The organism is Nitrosomonas sp. JL21, assembly GCF_009833095.1.
In the GTDB taxonomy this organism is placed as follows: Bacteria; Pseudomonadota; Gammaproteobacteria; order Burkholderiales; family Nitrosomonadaceae; genus Nitrosomonas.
In genome coordinates, this window is the sequence record NZ_QRCB01000011.1 from 60,328 (window position 1) to 79,500 (window position 19,173).

Annotated in this window: 18 protein-coding genes; 13 read left to right on the forward strand and 5 right to left on the reverse strand. The window is 48.7% G+C overall.

The window, feature by feature from the left end:
* Positions 1-20: 20 nt before the first annotated feature.
* On the forward strand, positions 21-662 hold the full coding sequence (gene pyrE, locus ABF87_RS05120) for an orotate phosphoribosyltransferase (protein WP_160828058.1): 642 nt from the start codon (positions 21-23) through the stop codon (positions 660-662).
* The gene (locus ABF87_RS05125; protein WP_160828059.1) at positions 659-826 is read left to right on the forward strand and encodes a hypothetical protein; all 168 of its coding nucleotides are present in this window, start codon (positions 659-661) and stop codon (positions 824-826) included. The genes pyrE and ABF87_RS05125 overlap by 4 nt, the downstream gene beginning before the upstream one ends.
* Positions 827-950: 124 nt before the next feature.
* Here the strand turns inward: ABF87_RS05125 and ABF87_RS05130 are convergent, their stop codons facing one another.
* Both ABF87_RS05130 and ABF87_RS05135 read right to left on the reverse strand, forming a co-directional pair.
* On the reverse strand, positions 951-1,553 hold the full coding sequence (locus ABF87_RS05130) for a DUF882 domain-containing protein (protein ID WP_240143526.1): 603 nt from the start codon (positions 1,551-1,553) through the stop codon (positions 951-953).
* A 39-nt stretch (positions 1,554-1,592) separates the two neighbouring features.
* Positions 1,593-3,224, reverse strand: coding sequence for a L,D-transpeptidase family protein (locus tag ABF87_RS05135; protein WP_345789880.1), 1,632 nt, complete (start codon positions 3,222-3,224; stop codon positions 1,593-1,595).
* Positions 3,225-3,610: 386 nt separating this feature from the next.
* Between ABF87_RS05135 and ABF87_RS05140 the strand changes: the two genes are divergently transcribed.
* From ABF87_RS05140 to ABF87_RS05150, 3 genes are all read left to right on the forward strand, one after another.
* Positions 3,611-4,912 (forward strand): M18 family aminopeptidase, encoded by a 1,302-nt coding sequence (locus ABF87_RS05140; RefSeq protein WP_160828060.1) that lies wholly within the window; start codon positions 3,611-3,613, stop codon positions 4,910-4,912.
* A gap of 130 nt (positions 4,913-5,042) precedes the next feature.
* A complete protein-coding gene (locus ABF87_RS05145) occupies positions 5,043-5,897 on the forward strand; it encodes a polysaccharide deacetylase family protein (protein ID WP_160828061.1) in 855 nt (284 codons plus the stop codon).
* A 408-nt stretch (positions 5,898-6,305) separates the two neighbouring features.
* Positions 6,306-7,976, forward strand: coding sequence for an MraY family glycosyltransferase (locus ABF87_RS05150; protein ID WP_160828062.1), 1,671 nt, complete (start codon positions 6,306-6,308; stop codon positions 7,974-7,976).
* Between the two features lie 153 nt (positions 7,977-8,129).
* Here ABF87_RS05150 and ABF87_RS05155 read toward each other — a convergent pair whose 3' ends face one another.
* The 3 genes from ABF87_RS05155 to ABF87_RS05165 all read right to left on the reverse strand — a co-directional run bounded on the left by ABF87_RS05155 (position 8,130) and on the right by ABF87_RS05165 (position 9,322).
* The gene (locus tag ABF87_RS05155; protein WP_160828063.1) at positions 8,130-8,288 is read right to left on the reverse strand and encodes a DUF4214 domain-containing protein; all 159 of its coding nucleotides are present in this window, start codon (positions 8,286-8,288) and stop codon (positions 8,130-8,132) included.
* Between the two features lie 75 nt (positions 8,289-8,363).
* The gene (locus ABF87_RS05160) at positions 8,364-8,603 is read right to left on the reverse strand and encodes a hypothetical protein (RefSeq protein ID WP_160828064.1); all 240 of its coding nucleotides are present in this window, start codon (positions 8,601-8,603) and stop codon (positions 8,364-8,366) included.
* 29 nt (positions 8,604-8,632) lie between these two features.
* Positions 8,633-9,322: a tail fiber protein gene (locus ABF87_RS05165; RefSeq protein WP_240143527.1), complete on the reverse strand. Its 690-nt coding sequence runs from the start codon at positions 9,320-9,322 to the stop codon at positions 8,633-8,635.
* Between the two features lie 252 nt (positions 9,323-9,574).
* On the opposite strand from ABF87_RS05165, the gene ABF87_RS05170 reads away from it, so the two are divergent.
* The 8 genes from ABF87_RS05170 to rho all read left to right on the forward strand — a co-directional run bounded on the left by ABF87_RS05170 (position 9,575) and on the right by rho (position 19,156).
* The gene (locus ABF87_RS05170; RefSeq protein WP_160828065.1) at positions 9,575-10,804 is read left to right on the forward strand and encodes a GTPase; all 1,230 of its coding nucleotides are present in this window, start codon (positions 9,575-9,577) and stop codon (positions 10,802-10,804) included.
* Complete coding sequence (locus tag ABF87_RS05175) at positions 10,801-12,366, forward strand: GTPase (RefSeq protein ID WP_160828066.1); 1,566 nt, start codon at positions 10,801-10,803, stop codon at positions 12,364-12,366. Before ABF87_RS05170 ends, ABF87_RS05175 begins: the two co-directional genes overlap by 4 nt.
* Positions 12,367-12,539: 173 nt before the next feature.
* On the forward strand, positions 12,540-13,223 hold the full coding sequence (locus ABF87_RS05180) for a DUF3750 domain-containing protein (RefSeq protein WP_205012661.1): 684 nt from the start codon (positions 12,540-12,542) through the stop codon (positions 13,221-13,223).
* Between the two features lie 139 nt (positions 13,224-13,362).
* Complete coding sequence (locus ABF87_RS05185) at positions 13,363-14,385, forward strand: Fe(3+) ABC transporter substrate-binding protein (protein ID WP_240143528.1); 1,023 nt, start codon at positions 13,363-13,365, stop codon at positions 14,383-14,385.
* Positions 14,386-14,492: 107 nt separating this feature from the next.
* Entirely contained in the window at positions 14,493-16,097 is a 1,605-nt protein-coding gene (locus ABF87_RS05190) for an iron ABC transporter permease (RefSeq protein ID WP_160828067.1), read from the forward strand.
* A gap of 4 nt (positions 16,098-16,101) precedes the next feature.
* Positions 16,102-17,178: an ABC transporter ATP-binding protein gene (locus ABF87_RS05195; protein WP_164503159.1), complete on the forward strand. Its 1,077-nt coding sequence runs from the start codon at positions 16,102-16,104 to the stop codon at positions 17,176-17,178.
* Positions 17,179-17,431: 253 nt separating this feature from the next.
* Positions 17,432-17,758 carry a thioredoxin TrxA gene (gene trxA / locus ABF87_RS05200; protein ID WP_160828068.1) on the forward strand — a complete coding sequence of 109 codons (327 nt, stop codon included), beginning with the start codon at positions 17,432-17,434 and terminating at the stop codon, positions 17,756-17,758.
* A gap of 138 nt (positions 17,759-17,896) precedes the next feature.
* The gene (rho, locus tag ABF87_RS05205) at positions 17,897-19,156 is read left to right on the forward strand and encodes a transcription termination factor Rho (RefSeq protein ID WP_160828069.1); all 1,260 of its coding nucleotides are present in this window, start codon (positions 17,897-17,899) and stop codon (positions 19,154-19,156) included.
* Positions 19,157-19,173 lie beyond the last annotated feature (17 nt).

The following is a 19,173-nucleotide window of genomic DNA, read 5'->3' on the forward strand; positions in this document are numbered from 1 at the left end:
TTTTAGGATAGATCACAGTGGTGTCCGATTTTCGACAAGCTTTCATTCAATTCGCCATCGAGCGCCAGGTATTGTGCTTTGGCGAATTCAAAACCAAAGCGGGGCGCATGTCGCCGTATTTCTTCAACGCGGGTCTGTTCAATGATGGCGATTCATTGCGTAGACTCGGTCAATTTTACGCCAAAGCCATCATTGCTGCAGGGCTTCAATTCGATATGCTATTTGGCCCTGCGTATAAGGGTATTCCGTTGGTCAGCGCGATCGCGATTGCGTTGGCAGAGATGGAACAGAACTTTCCTTTCAGTTTCAACCGCAAGGAAGCGAAGGATCATGGCGAAGGCGGCGTGCTGGTGGGGGCACTGATGCAGGGGCGGGTGCTGATCGTCGATGACGTCATTTCTGCCGGCACTTCAGTGCGAGAATCGGTCGATTTGATCAGATCTGCAGGTGCAACGCCGGGTGGGGTCGTGATCGCAGTCGATCGCATGGAGCGGGGCAGTGGTCAGCTATCGGCCGTACAGGAAGTGCAGCAGGTTCACGGCATGACTGTCACTTCGATCATCAACTTGAATGACCTGGTCGAGTATTTGCATAGTCATCCGGAGCATGTGCAGCATCTGCATGCAGTGCAGCGGTATCGCGAACAGTATGGGGTAAGTTGAGCAAACCCCGGTTGACAGGTGCCGCAACCACAACTCAGTCAGCAGTCAGTCTGGAGAGCCTTGCGTGCAATTTCGATGTCAGGGTCTGTATCAATGAACGCATGCGCAAACTCGATCCACAATGGGAGCCAGTTCGAAGCGGTAGTTCGGTGGAATTTCCGTGACCCGCAGCACTGCGCGGTGTGTGGTGCCATTGGATTTGATCAGAACTTCCGGCAGATGTAGGCGATCCAGTTCGAACCACCTTTGTCGGCAGCTGTTAGGCAGAGAAAACGCCGTCCCGTCCGATTAACCGCCCCAGAAGCGGAAGTTTCCGGTGTCCAGATGAACGAAATTCGAAGCCGGATAATAGCCCACTCCGCCTGCTTGCAATGACATGGCTACAGAACGCAGGTCGGATAGTCTACGTCCCGGCAAGCGGATGTCGATGGCTTTTCCGTGAGTATGCAGGCTGTTTTTGGCTACGCCGCCGCTTTGAGCGGCTAATTGAGCGTTGGTGGCAGGGGAGCGGTAGGCAGAAATGACGTGAAATTCGTGCTTGCTGCCCAGTTTGCTCTGCATGATGTACAGGATGTCAAATAAATCGGTATCGATTGCACATCGATCGCCAGTGCGGTGATCGCGCAGCACGTTGTTGATTTCCCGCAATGCACCGGAGATGTAGCGGCCATTCGCCCAATAAACTTGCCGGATTCGTTCACCGGTATGCAAGTTGAGGAAGCTGAGTTTCTTTTCGAAGGGACGTTTGGGGATGGCGGCGTGGGCGGATACTGCGAGGGGGAGCGTCAATAGGGTACAAGCGCTTAGTCCGGTTTTTAAGAATCGTCGTCGGCTATGCGCCGGCTCTGTGTTGGAAGGGTGCGTTGAATTCATCAACTTGTGTATCAGCATCGTCGATTTTCTCCTGAAAATTTTGTGAGCAGGTTGCGATTACCAACCGGCATACTGTAAGGCCCGTAAATCTCGGCCATAAATATCCGGTGAAAAATGTACTTTCTCGTGCTCGTCGACCCAGGCCGTAATATACACCAAGTAAATGGGTAATGGCTTACGTAAATGCATGGTTTTCGTTGCGCCGCTGTCGAAATGTTTAAGAAAGTCTTCCGACAGAGATTGCTCTCCCAGTGCGAAAGAGGCGAGTTCGAGCGGTTTTTCCAAGCGGATGCAACCCGAGCTGAATGTTCGAATATCTTTCTGGAACAGTGATTTGGATGGTGTGTCGTGCAGATAGATATCGAATGAATTGGGAAACATGAATTTGATTCTGCCGAGTGCATTGTGCGCGCCGGGTTCTTGACGCAGCACGTAAGGAAATCCTTTTTTGAGCGCGTGCCAGTTGATCGTGCTGGGATCGATGGTTTCGTTGCGGCTGTGATTGGAAAAGATTTTGTAATTACCCGAGGCAAAAAAGGAAGGATCTTTCTGCTGTTTCGGCAACAGATCCTTGGTGGCGATGCTGGTGGGCACATTCCAATGGGGATTCAGGATCATGTGCGAAAGAGCGCCATTGAAGCTGGGTGTTGAGCGGTAATCCCGACCGACGATGATGCGCATACTGAGCGCATGCTCATTCTGCTCCACTGCTGTAAGTCTGAATCCGCTGGTATTCACCATGAGATAGCGCTTTCCCAGATTTCTTGGGAGCCAGCGCAGGCGTTCCATGGCGATGCGCAGTTGACGAATTTTCCACGCCAGCGGAATATTCAGGGCACGAATGGTATTTTTCCCAATGATGCCATCGGCATTCAAGCCATGCTGCGTCTGGAACGCTTTAATTGCAGCAACCAATTCGTCATCATACTGCCGACTTACGTCCGAAGTAAGCTGGAATTCTGCAATGCTATCGATGGTATAAGCCTGCGCGATGCGTTGACGGATCAGCGGAATGATGTCATCTGCTGTGGATGGCCGAATGGATGGAGTTGTGGGGATATGAATCCAGGTTGGATGATCGATGATGTGCTGCCGATATCGCGCCAATGTCTGCTTCAATCGCTGATAACTCGGATTTTGCGGTGATAAGCCCTGCAATGATTTCAGTAATTTATTTGATTTCAGGGCTTCAAGCAGGAATGCCACCGCATCAAACGTGGGCTGAGAAATGTGCCAGTCGGGATCGGCAGCCGTTGCCGAAAGGCGTCCTCGCGATAAATCTTTCGCCAGCGTCAAGATGGCGTTCGAGGTGCGTAATTCCAGCTCAGCGGCAACCTCCGCCGATTGCTGTAATCCCTGCCGAAGGTGGCGTAACTGTTGCAGTTGATAATCCTGGCTGTCCAGTCCTTCAGTGTCGGCGGTTGCAATGAAATCTAACGCTATGTCGAGAGATGGTAATTCTGCTGTTGCCGTCAACCAGATCGCTTGATACTGTCGCGCGGCATACAGTCGCTGTAGATCTTCAACGGCGGATTTCTTGAGGGCGAGCGAAGTAGCACTGGACAATCGCCGTTTGATATCCCCAGGCTCCAGCATCAGAGCCAGAGACAGGGAAGGGATGCTCAGTAAATACAGGCAACTTAGCAACTGGAGAAAAATTACGATCGATGTGGAGTGATGGTTCGTCACGACGAGAATCCTTGCGATAACGGGTTTCTTCGAAAAGTAGCGGATTCTACCATCAACACACTGTGGTGCTGTATGTACCTAAAAGCCAGAAATACCGGTCATTTCTGGATTTGCTGTGTTGTTTTTTGAATACAGTTGGGTATACACTGAAGCACTTCTTTGCATGATCAGGCGATGTTGAAGATTGACTTGAAATGCTCACTAACTATTTGTAAATCGATTTGTTTTGTCTGAATCCGGATTGCCTGACAGCTTTCCCAAAGCTTTTATAAAGAAGATGTTGAGCAACGCATCGGGACATTTGACTAGCCGCTCGAGTTTACGTATATTTCACGCGAGGTTGGTAGCGATATTCAAAAAAAACCGCTGAATCGAATAGGTGATCCATGACAGCTCAACAGCATGTGCAGCATCTGCTCGATTTCATTGATGGAAGTCCCAGTCCCTGGCACGCGGTGTCGTCGATTGAATCGGCAGTCCAGGCCGCTCAGTTCATCCGGATCGATGAATCCGCAAAATGGCAATTGCAAGAAAATGGACGGTATTATGTCGTTCGTGACGATTCATCGATAGTGCTGTTCGTGCTCGGCAATAAATCACCTGCTGAGTCAGGCTTCAAGATCATCGGTGCGCATACCGATTCTCCAGGCTTTCGGATTCGGCCAAATACTGCAACACTAAGTGATGGCTTCGCTCGACTTGGCGTCGAGATTTATGGGGGGCCCATTTTAGCAACCTTTACCGATCGCGATTTGAGTCTGGCGGGCCGAATTAGCTTCTCAGATGAAAAGCAAGTCAGGCAGAAGCTTGTGCGTTTCGATCAACCCTTGCTGCGTCTGCCTAATCTGGCGATTCACATGAATCGGGGCGTCAATGAAGATGGCCTGAAATTACACAAGCAAAACGAATTACCACTGTTATTGGCACGATTCACAGAAGGCCAATTGCCGCAATCTTATTTAACGGCGTTGCTTGAAAAAGCGGCAGCGGTGGATATCGGTCAACTGGTGTCCTGGGATCTTGCGGTCTATGACACGCAGAAAGGCGTGTTTTGGGGAGCTAACGAGGAATTCTATGCTGACAGTCAGATTGACAATTTGGCTTCCTGTCATGCGGGATTGCAGGCCTTGCTCGATGAGAATGTTCTGCAGCACGCGGAAAGCACGTTGGTGTGTGCTTTTTTCGATCATGAAGAAATTGGCAGCGAGAGCCATATCGGCGCTGCTGGCAGTTTTCTGGCCGATGTATTGCAGCGCATCAGTATCGCACTATCGTTGGATCGTGAAGATACAGCGCGGGCACTGGCTCAGAGCTTCTTGATCAGCGCTGATATGGCGCATGCCTATCATCCTAATTTTCCTTCAGCGTATGACGCTGACCATCGGGTTTTCGTCAACAAAGGGCCGGTCATCAAGTCGAACGCGAGTCGCCGCTATAGCTCGGAAAGCGTTTCAAGTGCTTATTTCATTCGCTGGTGCGAGGATGCAGAAGTGCCCTATCAACGGTATACCCACAGAAGTGATTTACCTTGTGGCAGTACCATAGGCCCCATAGCCTCGGCAAAGCTGGGGGTGCGCAGCGTTGATATCGGTTGTCCGATGTGGGCGATGCACAGCATTCGCGAAAGCGCAGGGGTGCAAGATCATGAGTATCTGATCAAAGTACTGAAGCAATTTTTTGTCGATTAAGCGTAATTTATTCCCTATATAAGGGAGATTGTTTCTGGATAAATTGAGATATAACTATAAGGCTTCATTGATTTGATGATTTTTTAAACTTGTGTGACTTTACCCTTATTGGATGTTTGATCATTGACTTATGAATATTCTTACTTACGACATCGAGGATTGGTTTCATTTACTTGATATTGATTCAACGGCGACCGAAGTGCAATGGAGTAATTTCAAACCTCGAATTCATGCCAATGTAGAACGTTTGCTGGAATTAACACTACGGCACCAGCATCCGGCAACTTTTTTTTGTTTGGGATGGGTAGCTCAACGTTATCCGGAAATTATCCGACGGATCGATGAACTGGGATTTGAAGTAGCCTCACATTCTCACATGCATCAATTGGTGTATCAGCAAACTCCCCAGCAGTTTCTGGATGATTTGAAACGCTCAATTTATACCCTTGAAGATATCACCGGTAAAAAAATTAAAACCTATCGTGCCCCGGGATTTTCACTCACCAGAGGAAATGCGTGGGCAGTCGAAGCTCTTCTTGAATGTGGTATAGAAAGAGACAGCTCCATTTTCCCGACTGAACGAGGGCACGGAGGTTATGATGATTTCGGGCGAGCAGAACCTTCATTATTGAATTGCTCAGCCGGAAAGATCAAGGAATTCCCGATCAATCTGGGAAAATTTCTAGGCAAATCATTCGTCTTCTCTGGGGGGGGATATTTCAGGCTCATGCCATATTCAGTCATTCAAAATTTGACAGAACGCGCCGATTATGTGATGACCTATTTTCATCCACGCGATTTTGACTCCGAACAACCGGTGCTGGATTTGCCACTTTCGCGAAAATTTAAATCTTATGTGGGCCTCAAGGGTGCTTATAAGAAATTAGATCAATGGCTGGCGCAGAATAAATTCATCGATATTGCCACTGCAGACAAACTTGTAAACTGGGATACTGCTCAGTGTGTTGAAATGTCTTCTTACTGAATACAGTGTCATTAAGTTTCAAGCGGTTTTTCTGCATCTCACTTATAAATACTTCTTATCATGATCAGAATAAAATTTACTTATCAGTAAACGTCTTCTTAGAAAGAAAATGATTTTTTTATGTCTTCCATTGGAAATATCAAATCGAATAACGAAGTATCAAGAAGACGTTTTTGAGATATCCGGTAATAGAATAATCATTCAATAATCATGGTGTTAACGAGACAATTGCGGCAATGAATGAAACATGATTTTTGCCGCTACGGTAATGGCATCAGAAATGCTACTTTTATCGCAATGTATGCAATGGCAGATATAAATTTAAGCAAGGCTGGCTGGAAATAACAATTGGATTTTCAACACAAGTTGTTCTCATTTTGCAGAGTTCTTAATTAGCCGCAATTATCTATGAATGAAATCTCTATTGAATTACTCGGATTAATTTTCTGGATGACACTTTTTTTGTCTGCATTGCTCATACCTGTTGCAATCAAAGTGGCAATGAAAGTCGGTGCAATGGATATTCCCAAGCACCGAAGTATGCATAAGGTCCCCAAACCCCGCTTGGGGGGTCTTGCGATTTCAATCAGTCTTATACTGGTTTGTTTAATTTTTCTCCCGTTCGATGTTCCCGTCATTGCGTTTCTATCCGGATTGGTCGTGATTGTAATCACGGGCGTAATTGATGACATCAAACAAATTTCACCTACTCGAAAGCTCTTAGGGCAAGTTCTGGCTGCACTGGTATTTGTTTATTTGAGTGGGATGAGAATTGAGGAAGTTGGAGATATTTTTGGGTTGGGGGAAATATATCTCAACGGAATATCTTTTTTTGTTACGGTATTTTTTTCAGTAGGAATGATCAATGCGCTCAACTTGGCCGATGGTCTTGATAGCTTGGCGGGAGGGATATCAGCCATAGCTCTGATATTTCTAGGATATTTCGCCTGGAATTCCGGACAGACATGGTTATTGGTCATTGCAGTATCGTTACTGGGAGCAATTTTTGGTTTTTTAAGATTCAACAGCTATCCCACCCGATCCTTTATGGGTGACAATGGCAGCATGATGCTGGGTTATGTGCTGGCAGTCATGTTCGTTAGTTTGGGCCATAGCTCACATCAACCTTTATCTGCGCTGGCCATGGTGGTTGCCTTGCCATTGCTGGATACGCTCATCGTGATGGGGCGGCGTATCTATAATGGACATAATCCATTCCATTCTGATCGAACTCATTTGCATCATTGTTTAATTGATCTCGGTTTGCCCCATCCTGAGGCAGTAGCATTGATTTATATGATGATGTTCTGCTTTGGATTATTGGCTATTTCAGTTCGGAATGAACCGGATTGGGTAATTTTTGCGAGCCTGATGGGTGTCGGTTTATTCATTTTTTCAAGCATCTGGTTGGCGCAAAGTGCTGGCATGCATTATAACCATCTGAAAACCAACAAGCTGGATTCTATCAGGCAATTGGATGCTTTGAAGAGTATAGCTTATGGATTCAAGGTCACTGCTCAACCGATTGGTGCCATTATCTTGCTGGCTTTGCTGTTACCGGCGTTGTTCGCACCTGTTTTGACATTAAGCAGTGACAGAGTATTACTGCTGTATGCGATGATAGCGTTGCTGGTGTTTCTTACTTTCCGTATTCGGCGCGCTGGAGATCTGAGCATAGTGCATGGAATTTTGTTTTTATGCATATTCTCGCTGTTATTCGTTTACAAACTCTCTTCATTGATCCACCCCTCTTGGTTGGGGGAATATGTCAATGTACTGTCAGCGATAGCGTTGTCATGGGTGGCTCTGAAGTTGTTTTTTACTAAGTACAGTCAAGTTATTTTCGCGGCTGATTTTGAATTATTGATTCTGCTGTTTTCCGGGTTTATCGCCTATGTACTGATGGAAGAGTTGCCTGCATCTTCAATCGTATTGCAGGCTATTCAGCATGCTTTCTTATTAGCTATTCCATTTTTACTGGTGATGAAAATCAATATTCACAACTATGGTCAGACTCGTAAACTTTTATTCCCTATAATCATTACTCTTGTGATTGTATTGGCCAGAGCTTCTGTTTGATGCAGCGTCCGCTCCTGCTTGTCGGCCACTGGGGAATTTCAATATTCATACAGAACGTGAGCACTAATCAGTACAGCCTCCCCGCGGAAATGCAAAACCATACCGTTTCCTCATGTCATATTCGTCAATGCAATGCGTTCATTCTAGAAACTGCTATATCCAATCAGGCTGCACCATGACGCTGCCGACTAGATGGGTTGCGGCTTCGGGGCTTTGCGCGACTTCGACCGCCAGCCATTCGCGATTGATGGCATCAGTGTTCAATCGCGATAGGTGATCATTGAGTTCCTGTGCGGTTGCAGGACGTAACACAGGCCGATCATATGTTGCGCTATAGGAATGCCGTTTTACGCGGCTTGTTCAAACCAGTTGCAGGCCACGATACGGTCAACGGCCGCGTCCCCAACCATGTTGATAAAACTGCGCCAGCGTGAATTGCGCCAGCGGGTGATGGCCGTTCACAGCAGCGGCGTGATAAAGATCGAAAGCCTGCGCATAATCTCCCGATGTCAACATGGCTTGCGCGGTGCGGATGGCGCTGTCATGGCCGGTTGATGCCGGGTTGCCCGCAACAGCGCTGGACATAAGGGCTACGATACCGAGTATCGTCCAAAGTGCTTGGGTCATTTTTTCGACCAGACCGCTGACGATCGAGATTAAGGCCGCTGCGGGAATACGCCTTGCCAGGCGATGATGCAATTCACGACGGTGTAAGGCTGCATGTTCGGAAAGGACTGGGAATTGCCAGTTGGACCAATATCGACTGTCGTATTCGTGTTTGTCACGATGCCGAGACCGTTCAGCGTGGTTTCGATCGACGCCGCATTCATGCTGACATTCGGCGCAGCAGAGGAATAGGCTGAGTTCAATCCTTTGGCATTGGCCAATGCATTACCACCGGCAGTCTTCTGATCGGCATCGCTGTTCACGGCCTTCAGTGTCGAGGTCGCTGTGGCGCCAAGGGCAACTGCGGAAGTCGATGTTGAGATTGCGGTGACTGGGTGGGTATGTGCAGGCAATTGATTGATGGTTAATGTGGTATTTTCGGTTCCACCCATTTGCCCAAGCGAGTACGCCGAACCATCCAGATTCCGTCCCTGATGTAATGGAGCTCTGCCGCGCATGTCAGGCAACTTGAAGTTGGTGGCGCCATCCCCACCGTAGGTAGTGTCGAGTAGGGAAAAGAGCGCGTTGTACTGGTTGATGGGTAATATTTGCCCGTCGCACTGCAACCAGCCATTGGGCGCATAATTAAATGCGACGTAACTAATTTCTCCAACGCAAGGCTCCATGCCCGTATTGGCATGATGGGGTGCGGCGGCTAAAAATGCGAGCGTTGCCGTCAATCTCGAGAACATTGGATTTTTTTTGTGCGCTTCATAACTGTCCTTTCGAATGGATGAGAGTTAAATGCCTGAAAGGTATCTGTCAGTGAATGAATTATTCTGAGTAATCAGAACGATGAGCATCGTAGCAGTACGCTTTCTGAAACAAAAGTCAGTATGAGCTGCTTTTTGTCCTTAATTCTTCAATTGCGAGTCGTATAACTTCCAATATGCCGATTCAAACCGATGACTCTCTGATGATAAGATGAAGCAATGAAATTACGAGATCTGAAAAACTGGACGGAGTATTGGCAGCAACTGCGCACGGCATTGTTGGAACCTGCGGTTGATAAGCAAGCGCTGGAAACTTCGTTGCATGAAGCGCGTTCACGACTTCCAGTCCCGGTGGTATGGTTGCTGGGCAAGACACAGGCCGGCAAGACCTCCATCATACGTGCGCTGACCGGCAGCCCTGCCACTGAAATCGGCAATGGTTTTCAGCCGTGCACGCGCCATTCGCGCTTCTATGATTTCCCGATGGAAGCGCCTGTGATCCGCTTCCTCGATACCCGCGGCCTGGGTGAAGTGTCGTATGATCCTGCGGACGACATGCAGTATTGTGAATCGCAAGCGCATCTGCTGATTGCCGTGATGAAAGTCGCCGATATCAATCAATCCGCTGTGTTTGAACCGTTGCAGGCCATACGCCAACGTCATCCGGAGTGGCCGTTGCTGATCGTGCAAACCGGTCTGCACGAGCTTTATCCGCATCGCGACGGTCATGTTCATCCATGGCCGTATGGACATGAACCGCTGCCGGACTCGATTCCGATTGACCTGAGACGCGCCATTCAAGCGCAGCGCGATGCTTTGCAATCATTGTCGGGTTTTGCGCCAGTGCGATGGGTCGCTGTCGATTTGACCCTGCCGGAAGATGGTTTCGATCCGCCGGACTATGGTCTCGAAGCTTTGTGGGAAGCGATTGAATCGTTGACGTCGCTGGGTTTGCAGCAGCAGTTGAGCGGCGACAAGGAAATTCACGACTTGTATGCCCGCACCGCGCACCAGCATATTGTCGGTTATGCGCTGACGGCGGCAGGGCTGGGGGCACTACCGGCGGTGGATCTGGTTGCGGTGTCGGCAGTGCAGGCCAAGTTGTTGCATAGCTTGGCAATATTGTATGGACAACAGTGGGATAAGACCACGATTACCGATTTTCTCGGCTTGATCGGCGTCGGGATTGCTTCGAGTTATTTGACCCGGCTACTGAGTCGCGCGATCGTGAAAATTATTCCGGTGTGGGGGCAGACCATGGGCGCTGTGTGGGGTGCCAGCTCGAGCGGGGCAACGACGTACGCTCTGGGAAAAACCGCAATTTATTTTTTTATCCGGCGCAAGAACGGCCTGCAGGTCGATCCCGATACTTTGCGCGGCATTTACGCCAAGGAACTGGAGCGGGGTGCTGCCATGCTGAAGGATCGATTACAGGGCCGCACCGAATGAAATCGCCGTTATCCCGCATCGATCCACTGCGCGTGCTGGTTTTCATTCTGATGGTATTGCCCGTGCTGGCACTGCTCGGCTTTGGCGTGCTCTGGTTGTGGCAGAGCGGTAACCTGCAATATTGGTTGCTGGTTCTGGTGGTGTGCGGCGGAATAGGCTATGGGTTGCAGCAATGGTTGCTGCGGAAGGAACGGAAATTGCTGGCGAATGACGCGGCCGAGCCCAATCCCGACTGGCCGCCGAGCGCAGATGCTGTCTGGCAGCAAGTCGAAGCGCTGGCCGATGCATGCGATCCGACGGACTGGCCCTTGGATGAAGGCGCCTGGATGCTGGAACTAGGCCAGAAAACGCTGGAAACCGTTGCGCACAGTTATCATCCGGCGGTCGAGAAACCATTGCTGGAATTGACCCTGCCGCATACGTTGCTGATCATCGAACGCGCCAGCCGCGATTTGCGTCAGGACGTTGCCGAAAAAATACCGTTCAGCAATCGCCTGACCCTTGGTGATCTGTTCCGGATTCAGCGCTGGAAGGAGAACGCCGATCGGCTTTTTACTATCTACCGCGCCGGCAATGTCATCATCAATCCGGTCAATGCATTGATGGGGGAAGTCTGGCGGCATCTGCGCGAGCGCAGTTTCGATCAAGCCCGGAACGAACTGCATCGCTGGTTCTTGCGTGCTTATGTGTTCAAGGTCGGCTATTATGCGATCGATCTGTACAGCGGCCGTTTGCCGTTAGGTGACGACAATTCGATGATATCGTCAACTGCCGATTCCCGGGCAGATGTCGAGCATGCCCAGGGTGCTGTCACGGCAATAGTGGAACCACTGCGCATTCTGATCCTGGGCCGGACAAATTCGGGTAAATCCAGCCTGATCAATGCGATGTTTGGTCGTCTCACAGCCATTACCGATGTGCTGCCGGATACAACCCGGGTATTTACGCCGCTTGTGCTCTCCCGGGAAGGATTGGATCAAGCCTTGATCTTTGACAGCCCAGGATGTGATAGTCCTTTGTTTAATCAGGCGGATATGCTGAAGGCGGCTGCGCAGGCTGATTTCATTCTATGGGTGAGTCCGGCGAACCGCCCCGATCGCCAGTTTGAACGCGAGTGTCTGGATGCGTTGCGCGCTTTTCAGGCTGAACGGATCAATTTTCGTCCGCCGCCTTTGCTGGTGGTAGCCAGTTTTATCGACCAATTGCGCCCCATCAATGAATGGCAGCCACCCTATGATTTGACCGATACGACGAATGTCAAAGCAGCCAATATCAGTGCTGCGGTTCGGGCAATTGCTGCCGATCTTGCCGTTCCGGTTGAACACGTCATTCCGGTGTGCTTGCAAGAGAACAGCCTTTATAATGTCGAAGATGCGTTATGGGCAGCGATACTGAACCGCCAGGATCAAGCATTGAGAGTCCGTTTGATGCGGTGTCTTGACGCCAAGAAACGCCGCGAGGATTGGGTATTGTTGCGACGCCAAGTGTTGAGCGCAGGACGGTTTCTGTGGAGTCTTTCCGATCGATTAGTAAAGCGCTCAGACCCTTCGAAGGATCAATGAAGTGAAATATACTCCACCGATGCACTCTTGACTCGACAGTTGAACCGAATATTTGTCATGCCTGAACCATTTCTATATCACTCGGCATCCGTCTGCGTGGAGTCGATTATTCGTATCGCTGATCCGTGAATCATCCTTTATTCATAACACTGTTTTCTCTTTTGATATTCCCATTGATCTGGAGCGCTGGCATTCATGAGGCACGGGCTCAGGATTGGTGGAATGCGAGCCGGGAACCCGTGGGGTTGGCGCCTGATCCGGCTGTCACGCCTGAGGCGGTGATTCAGGTGTATGGCGCCCGGGCGTATAGTTGGCGGGGCTATTTCGGTATACATACCTGGATTGCGGTAAAACCGACAAATGCGAACTCATATGTCATTTATGAAGTGATCGGCTGGCTGCAGCGCAGAAAAAGGCCGGTACTTGTGGTTTATGAAAATGTTCCGGATCGGCGTTGGTATGGCAATATACCGGAATTATTGCTGGACAAGCGTGGTCAAGGAGTTGATGCGCTGATCGAAAAAATCGACCGGGCAGCCCAAACTTATCCCTACCCCAGGAATTACACGCTCTGGCCGGGACCCAATTCGAATACCTTCACGGCCTGGGTTTCTCGGGCTGTGCCGGAATTGCGATTGGATTTGCCACCTACCGCAATTGGCAAGGACTACTTGGGTTCTCGTGTGGTTTCGCAAGCGCCGAGCGGCAGCGGTTTTCAAATCTCTGTATTGGGAATGATGGGCCTGTTGTTCAGTGAAGTGGAAGGTTTTGAGCTTAATTTCCTGGGATTGTCGCTGGGATTTGATTGGAATCCACTGGCTCTTCGCTTGCCAGTGGTTGGTCGCAAAGAATTTTGAGTGATTGAATTCCGGCTTGAACACAAGCATTGATCGGGATTCGATCGCATAGATATTCAATTGATAATTGTTCTTATCCATACTATAGTAGGGCTCATAAAATTATCCCCCTCAGTACTATTTTCCTTGGAACCATGCAATGTTTAAACTTAATATGAACAATTTTTTCGCGTCGGGCGCATGTGCTATTTTTGCTATTTTCTTATTGGCCGGTCAGTCAGCGCGTGCTCAGGAAGTCGTGGTGTATTCCGCTCGCATCGAGCAGCTGATTAAACCGATGTTTGACGCCTTTACTAAAGAAACGGGCATCAAAGTCAAATATACGACGGATAACGAAGGTGCCTTGCTGGCTCGTCTCGAAGCCGAAGGAAAGAACACCCCGGCAGATATGCTGATTACTGCCGATGCCGGCAATTTATGGGCGGCTGCCCGGGCGGGATTATTGAAGCCCGTTCAATCCGATGTGCTCGAGAAAAATATTCCAGCCCATTTGCAGGATCCGCAGAATGAATGGTTTGGTCTGTCGATCCGGGCGCGCACGATCATTTACAACACCAACAAAGTGAAGCCTGGAGAGCTTTCCACTTATGAGGATCTGGCCGATCCGAAGTGGAACAAGCGGCTTTGCCTGCGGACTTCAAAAAAAGTCTACAATCAATCGCTGGTGGCGATGATGATCGCTGAGCATGGCGAGGCGGAGACCGAGAAAATCGTCAAAGGCTGGGTAGCCAATCTTGCCACCGATCCACTGTCGGATGATACTCGTGCGTTAGAATTCGTGGCTGCTGGCAAATGCGATGTGACCATAGTGAATACGTATTATTATGGCCGATTGATGCAGAAGGATCCGAAGTTGCCCCTGGCAGTGTTCTGGCCTAATCAGAGCCAAGGCGGCGTGCATGTGAATATTTCCGGTGCAGGGATCACGCGCTATGGCAAACATCCCCAGGCGGCTATTCAGTTACTGGAATTTTTATCATCCGACAAAGCGCAAAACCTGTTTGCGGATGTCAACATGGAATATCCCGCAAATCCCAATATCAAAGTCGATGCGTTTGTCGCTTCGTGGGGCGATTTCAAGCAGAATCCGATGAATTTAGCAAAAGCCGGTGAATTGCAGACAGCGGCGGTAAAACTGATGGATCGTGCCGGCTATCGCTGATCAAGCCAATATTCGTCAGCATTTCAATCTTTAAAAGTGTGAGGAGATAATCATCAGCATCGCTCCATGCAAGAGAAGTTTTTCGTCGCGTTTTTCCTGATCGTTTAATGAGCCTCTGGCGCATCGTTCCATTTTTGGCTGCTGCATTGGTATTAGCGCCGGTGGGTGTGATCATGTCGTCACTGTTTGCGCCAGTCGGTGAAGTCTGGCAACATTTGATTGAAACCACGCTGTCGCTTCTGTTGATCAATACTTTCTGGCTGGCGACGGGTGTAGTTACCGGTACGCTGCTGCTGGGCGTCAGTTTGGCATGGTTTACTGCAGTGTATGAATTCCCGGGACGGCGTTTTTTTTCGTGGGCATTGTTGTTGCCGATGGCGATGCCAGCCTATGTGATGGCATTTGTAGTGCTGGGGGTGTTTGATTTTACCGGCCCGCTTCAAACCAGTTTGCGCGCTTGGCTCCATTCCGATCTTGCATGGTTTCCCGACATCCGCAATACGGTTGGCGTAGTCATCGTCATGACGCTGGCTTTTTATCCCTATGTTTATTTATTGACCCGCAATGCCTTTTTAAGTCAAGGTAAGCGCTCTCTGGAAGTTGCGCAATCTCTCGGCTTCAATCGCACCCAAGGATTCTTCAAAGTAGCGTTGCCGCTGGCACGTCCTTGGATTGCGGGGGGGATGATGCTGGTGCTCATGGAAACCTTGGCAGATTTCGGCACTGTTGCGGTATTCAACTACAATACCTTCACCACAGCGATTTATAAAGCATGGTTCAGCATGTTTTCATTGACCGCAGCTTCTCAGCTTGCGTCATTGCTCATCATTATAGTTTTTGTCGTGATTGTGCTTGAGCAGCAGTTCAGGATGCGGATGCGCTATGCTGAAACCAAGCGGTCGGAACGGGCGCAGCGAATTCAATTGAGGAGCCGGCACGGCTGGATGGTTACTGGTTTTGCTCTGAGCGTGTTATTTCTGGCATTTGTATTGCCGGTGGCGCAGTTGATTTTTTGGGCAATGCGATCATTAATGGCAAGAGAATTTGATCTGGCACGGTATTTGGAATTTTTATGGCACTCCATATCATTGTCCGGTTTGGCGGCATTGTTGATTTCTGCGGTTGTGATTGCAATCGTGTACGCAGCGCGTCGTTATCCGCATTTCTCTACGCGGTATGCAGTGCGCATTGCTACCATTGGTTATGCGCTGCCGGGCACAGTGCTGGCGATTGGTGTTTATGTTCCTATGACTTGGTTGGATGGTCAACTCAGTGATTTCCTTTTGCACGGATTCAACCTAGAATCCGGCCATCTTATCCAAGGTACCCTGGTCATCATGTTGATGGCGTATCTGATACGCTTTATGGCGGTGAGCCATTATCCGATCGACAGCGCCATGCAACGCATCACACACAGTATTGATGAAGCGGCGATGAGTCTCGGTTTGCATGGCTGGGCGATGATCAGGAAAATACACATTCCGATCTTGAAGCCGGGAATTTATACGGCTGCAATTCTGATATTTGTCGATGTCATGAAAGAAATGCCCATTACCTTGATGACGCGGCCATTCGGATGGGATACGCTAGCGGTGCGAATTTATGAACTGACTTCGGAAGGGCAATGGGAACACGCGGCGGTACCCGCTGGCACGCTGGTATTGGCTGGACTCATCCCGATATATTTGTTGATGCGGCAAACTGAACAATAGATTGATGACGATTCCCTTATTGCAACTGAAGAATATTCGCCATGCCTATGGCGAACAAGTCGTTGTGCATGATTTATCGTTGCTGCTGGAAAAGGGAGGTATTGGGTGCCTACTGGGCCTGAGTGGATGTGGTAAAACCACGGCATTACGATGCATTGCAGGTTTTGAACCGATTTCGGATGGCGAAATACTCATCAATGGAATTTGTGTGAGCAGCACAGATTTTTGTGTGCCTGCCGAGAAAAGGCGCGTCGGAATGGTATTCCAGGACTATGCGCTGTTTCCGCATCTCAATGTTACTGCCAATATCGGGTTTGGCCTGCATCGATTAAACCGATCGGAGCGGGAAAAGCGGGTCGAGGAGTTGCTGCAGGTGGTTCATTTGGCAGATTCCGGCCACAAATATCCGCATGAATTATCCGGCGGACAGCAGCAGCGAGTTGCATTGGCGCGTGCATTGGCGCCCAGACCGGAGCTGCTGTTATTGGATGAGCCGTTTTCCAATTTGGATGTCAGTTTGCGTGAACAATTGAGCATGGAAGTTCGAGGAATTCTCAAAGATCAAGGAATCACGTCCATTTTGGTAACGCATGATCAAACCGAAGCATTTGCCATTGCGGATGTTATCGGTGTTATGCATGAAGGAAAAATTCAACAGTGGGATACGGCGTTCAATCTTTATCATTGTCCAGCGAACCGTTTTGTTGCTGATTTCATTGGTCAGGGCGTGTTTCTTCCAGGCAAGGTCATCAATTCCCAGCAGGTTGAGATTGAGTTGGGTATTTTGAATGGCAGGATTCCACGGCAGTGTCACAAGGGCTGCGATCAATGCGATCAGGGGTGCATAGTCGATGTGTTGCTGCGTCCGGATGATATCGTGCATGACGATGCCAGCCCTTTATTCGCTACCATCCTCCATAAAGCGTTCCGCGGCGCAGAGATCTTGTATACGCTATGCTTGGCCAGCGGCGCCCAAGTGCTGGCGCTCGTGCCTAGTCATCACAATCATTTGATCGGTGAAAAGATAGGAATCAAGGTCGAAGCTGATCATGTGGTCGCTTTTGCTCCCTTGAAAGAATAGTCGCATTCATGAAATTTGGCTATGGAAGGGAATGTGTCTAAATTTTGCCAAATGTATATATATTGAATCGGTTTTACCGAAACAGCACTTCCCTTTTAATAATTTTTTCTATAGCATTACCAGCCATTAGCTGTATTGAACCTTTCTATTAAATTTTATTCCCAATACCCCATACACCATTCCAATAACGTTTTTTATTGTTGGGGTTCGCAATTCCTGAAAATTGAATAACTTGAACAAGGATTATGATCATATGAGTCAGCATATTCATTACGTAACTGATGCCAATTTTGAGACTGAAGTCTTGCAATCCCAGACCCCAGTACTGGTAGATTATTGGGCGGAATGGTGCGGTCCCTGCAAAATGATAGCTCCGCTACTGGATGAAATTGCAAATGAATATGGAGATCGCCTCAAGGTTGCCAAGCTCAATATTGATGAAAATCAGATTACTCCTCCGAAATATGGAATTAGAGGCATCCCAACGTTAATGTTATTCAAAAATGGCAATATCGAAGCGACCAAGGTAGGGGCGCTTTCTAAATCTCAATTGACAGCATTCATTGATAGTCATATTTAATCCAGTTCAGGTATGTTTATAACTATATTCACTGCGTATATCGACTTGATGCGCAGTATTATTTTTCAGGTTTCCCATCAGCAGTAGTTTTTCTCCAAGCAATTTTCTTTTACTTACGTACTTTTCACGAGCTTTTTCATGCGCCTATCAGATCTGAAAAACCTACATGTTACCGAATTAGTAAAAATGGCCGTCGAGAACGAAATCGATGGAGCCAATCGAATGCGAAAGCAGGATCTGATCTTTGCATTGCTCAAGAATCAGGCGCGCAAAGGTGAGAATATTTATGGTCACGGAACTTTGGAAGTGCTGCAGGATGGATTCGGTTTTTTGCGTTCTCCGGATACTTCATATTTGGCTGGTCCGGATGATATTTATATTTCTCCGAGTCAAATCCGGCGCTTTAATCTGCATACCGGCGATTCTATCGATGGCGAAATTCGTCCGCCCAAGGATGGGGAACGTTATTTTGCGCTGGTAAAGGTTGATAAGGTCAATAACGAACCGCCCGAGAATTCAAAGCAAAAAATTCTGTTTGAGAATTTAACGCCGCTTTTTCCGGATGAGCGATTAGTGCTTGAGCGTGATATCAAAGCCGAAGAAAACATTACCAGTCGGATTATCGATCTGATTGCGCCAATTGGAAAAGGTCAGCGCGGATTGCTGGTTGCTAGCCCCAAATCGGGAAAAACCGTCATGTTGCAGCATATCGCGCATGCGATTGCCGCCAACTATCCAGATGTCATATTGATGGTGCTGCTGATTGATGAACGACCGGAAGAGGTCACTGAAATGATACGTTCGGTCAGAGGAGAAGTAATTTCCTCGACATTTGACGAATCGGCGATGCGCCATGTCCAAGTGGCCGATATGGTGATCGAGAAAGCCAAGCGTCTGGTAGAACACAAGAAGGACGTGGTAATCTTGCTGGATTCCATCACCCGTTTGGCGCGTGCCTATAATACGGTCGTTCCTGCCTCTGGCAAGGTATTGACAGGCGGCGTTGATGCCAGCGCATTGCAGCGTCCAAAACGATTTTTTGGAGCGGCGCGTAATGTCGAGGAAGGGGGGTCATTGACCATTATTGCGACTGCTCTGATCGATACCGGATCACGTATGGATGATGTGATCTACGAGGAATTCAAGGGTACGGGTAACATGGAAATTCATCTCGACCGGAAAATGGCAGAGAAGCGGATCTATCCGGCTATCAATGTCAACCGATCGGGCACGCGCCGCGAAGAATTATTGATCGCGCCGGAGATACTGCAGAAGATTTGGGTGCTGCGTAAATTGCTGCATCCGATGGATGATATGGACGCAATGGCATTCCTATTGGATAAGATCAAAGCCACCAAAAACAACTCCGACTTTTTCGACTCAATGAGGCGAGTCTGATCCGTTTTTTTCAGAGT

Coding starts and splice junctions, on each gene's coding strand:
- ABF87_RS05130 (WP_240143526.1), bottom strand. CDS start 1,553: ATGCTGATACACAAGTTGATGAATTCAACGCACCCTTCCAACACAGAG.
- ABF87_RS05140 (WP_160828060.1), top strand. CDS start 3,611: ATGACAGCTCAACAGCATGTGCAGCATCTGCTCGATTTCATTGATGGA.
- ABF87_RS05145 (WP_160828061.1), top strand. CDS start 5,043: ATGAATATTCTTACTTACGACATCGAGGATTGGTTTCATTTACTTGAT.
- ABF87_RS05150 (WP_160828062.1), top strand. CDS start 6,306: ATGAATGAAATCTCTATTGAATTACTCGGATTAATTTTCTGGATGACA.
- ABF87_RS05160 (WP_160828064.1), bottom strand. CDS start 8,603: ATGACCCAAGCACTTTGGACGATACTCGGTATCGTAGCCCTTATGTCC.
- ABF87_RS05170 (WP_160828065.1), top strand. CDS start 9,575: ATGAAATTACGAGATCTGAAAAACTGGACGGAGTATTGGCAGCAACTG.
- ABF87_RS05175 (WP_160828066.1), top strand. CDS start 10,801: ATGAAATCGCCGTTATCCCGCATCGATCCACTGCGCGTGCTGGTTTTC.
- ABF87_RS05185 (WP_240143528.1), top strand. CDS start 13,363: ATGTTTAAACTTAATATGAACAATTTTTTCGCGTCGGGCGCATGTGCT.
- ABF87_RS05190 (WP_160828067.1), top strand. CDS start 14,493: ATGAGCCTCTGGCGCATCGTTCCATTTTTGGCTGCTGCATTGGTATTA.
- ABF87_RS05195 (WP_164503159.1), top strand. CDS start 16,102: ATGACGATTCCCTTATTGCAACTGAAGAATATTCGCCATGCCTATGGC.
- trxA (WP_160828068.1), top strand. CDS start 17,432: ATGAGTCAGCATATTCATTACGTAACTGATGCCAATTTTGAGACTGAA.
- rho (WP_160828069.1), top strand. CDS start 17,897: ATGCGCCTATCAGATCTGAAAAACCTACATGTTACCGAATTAGTAAAA.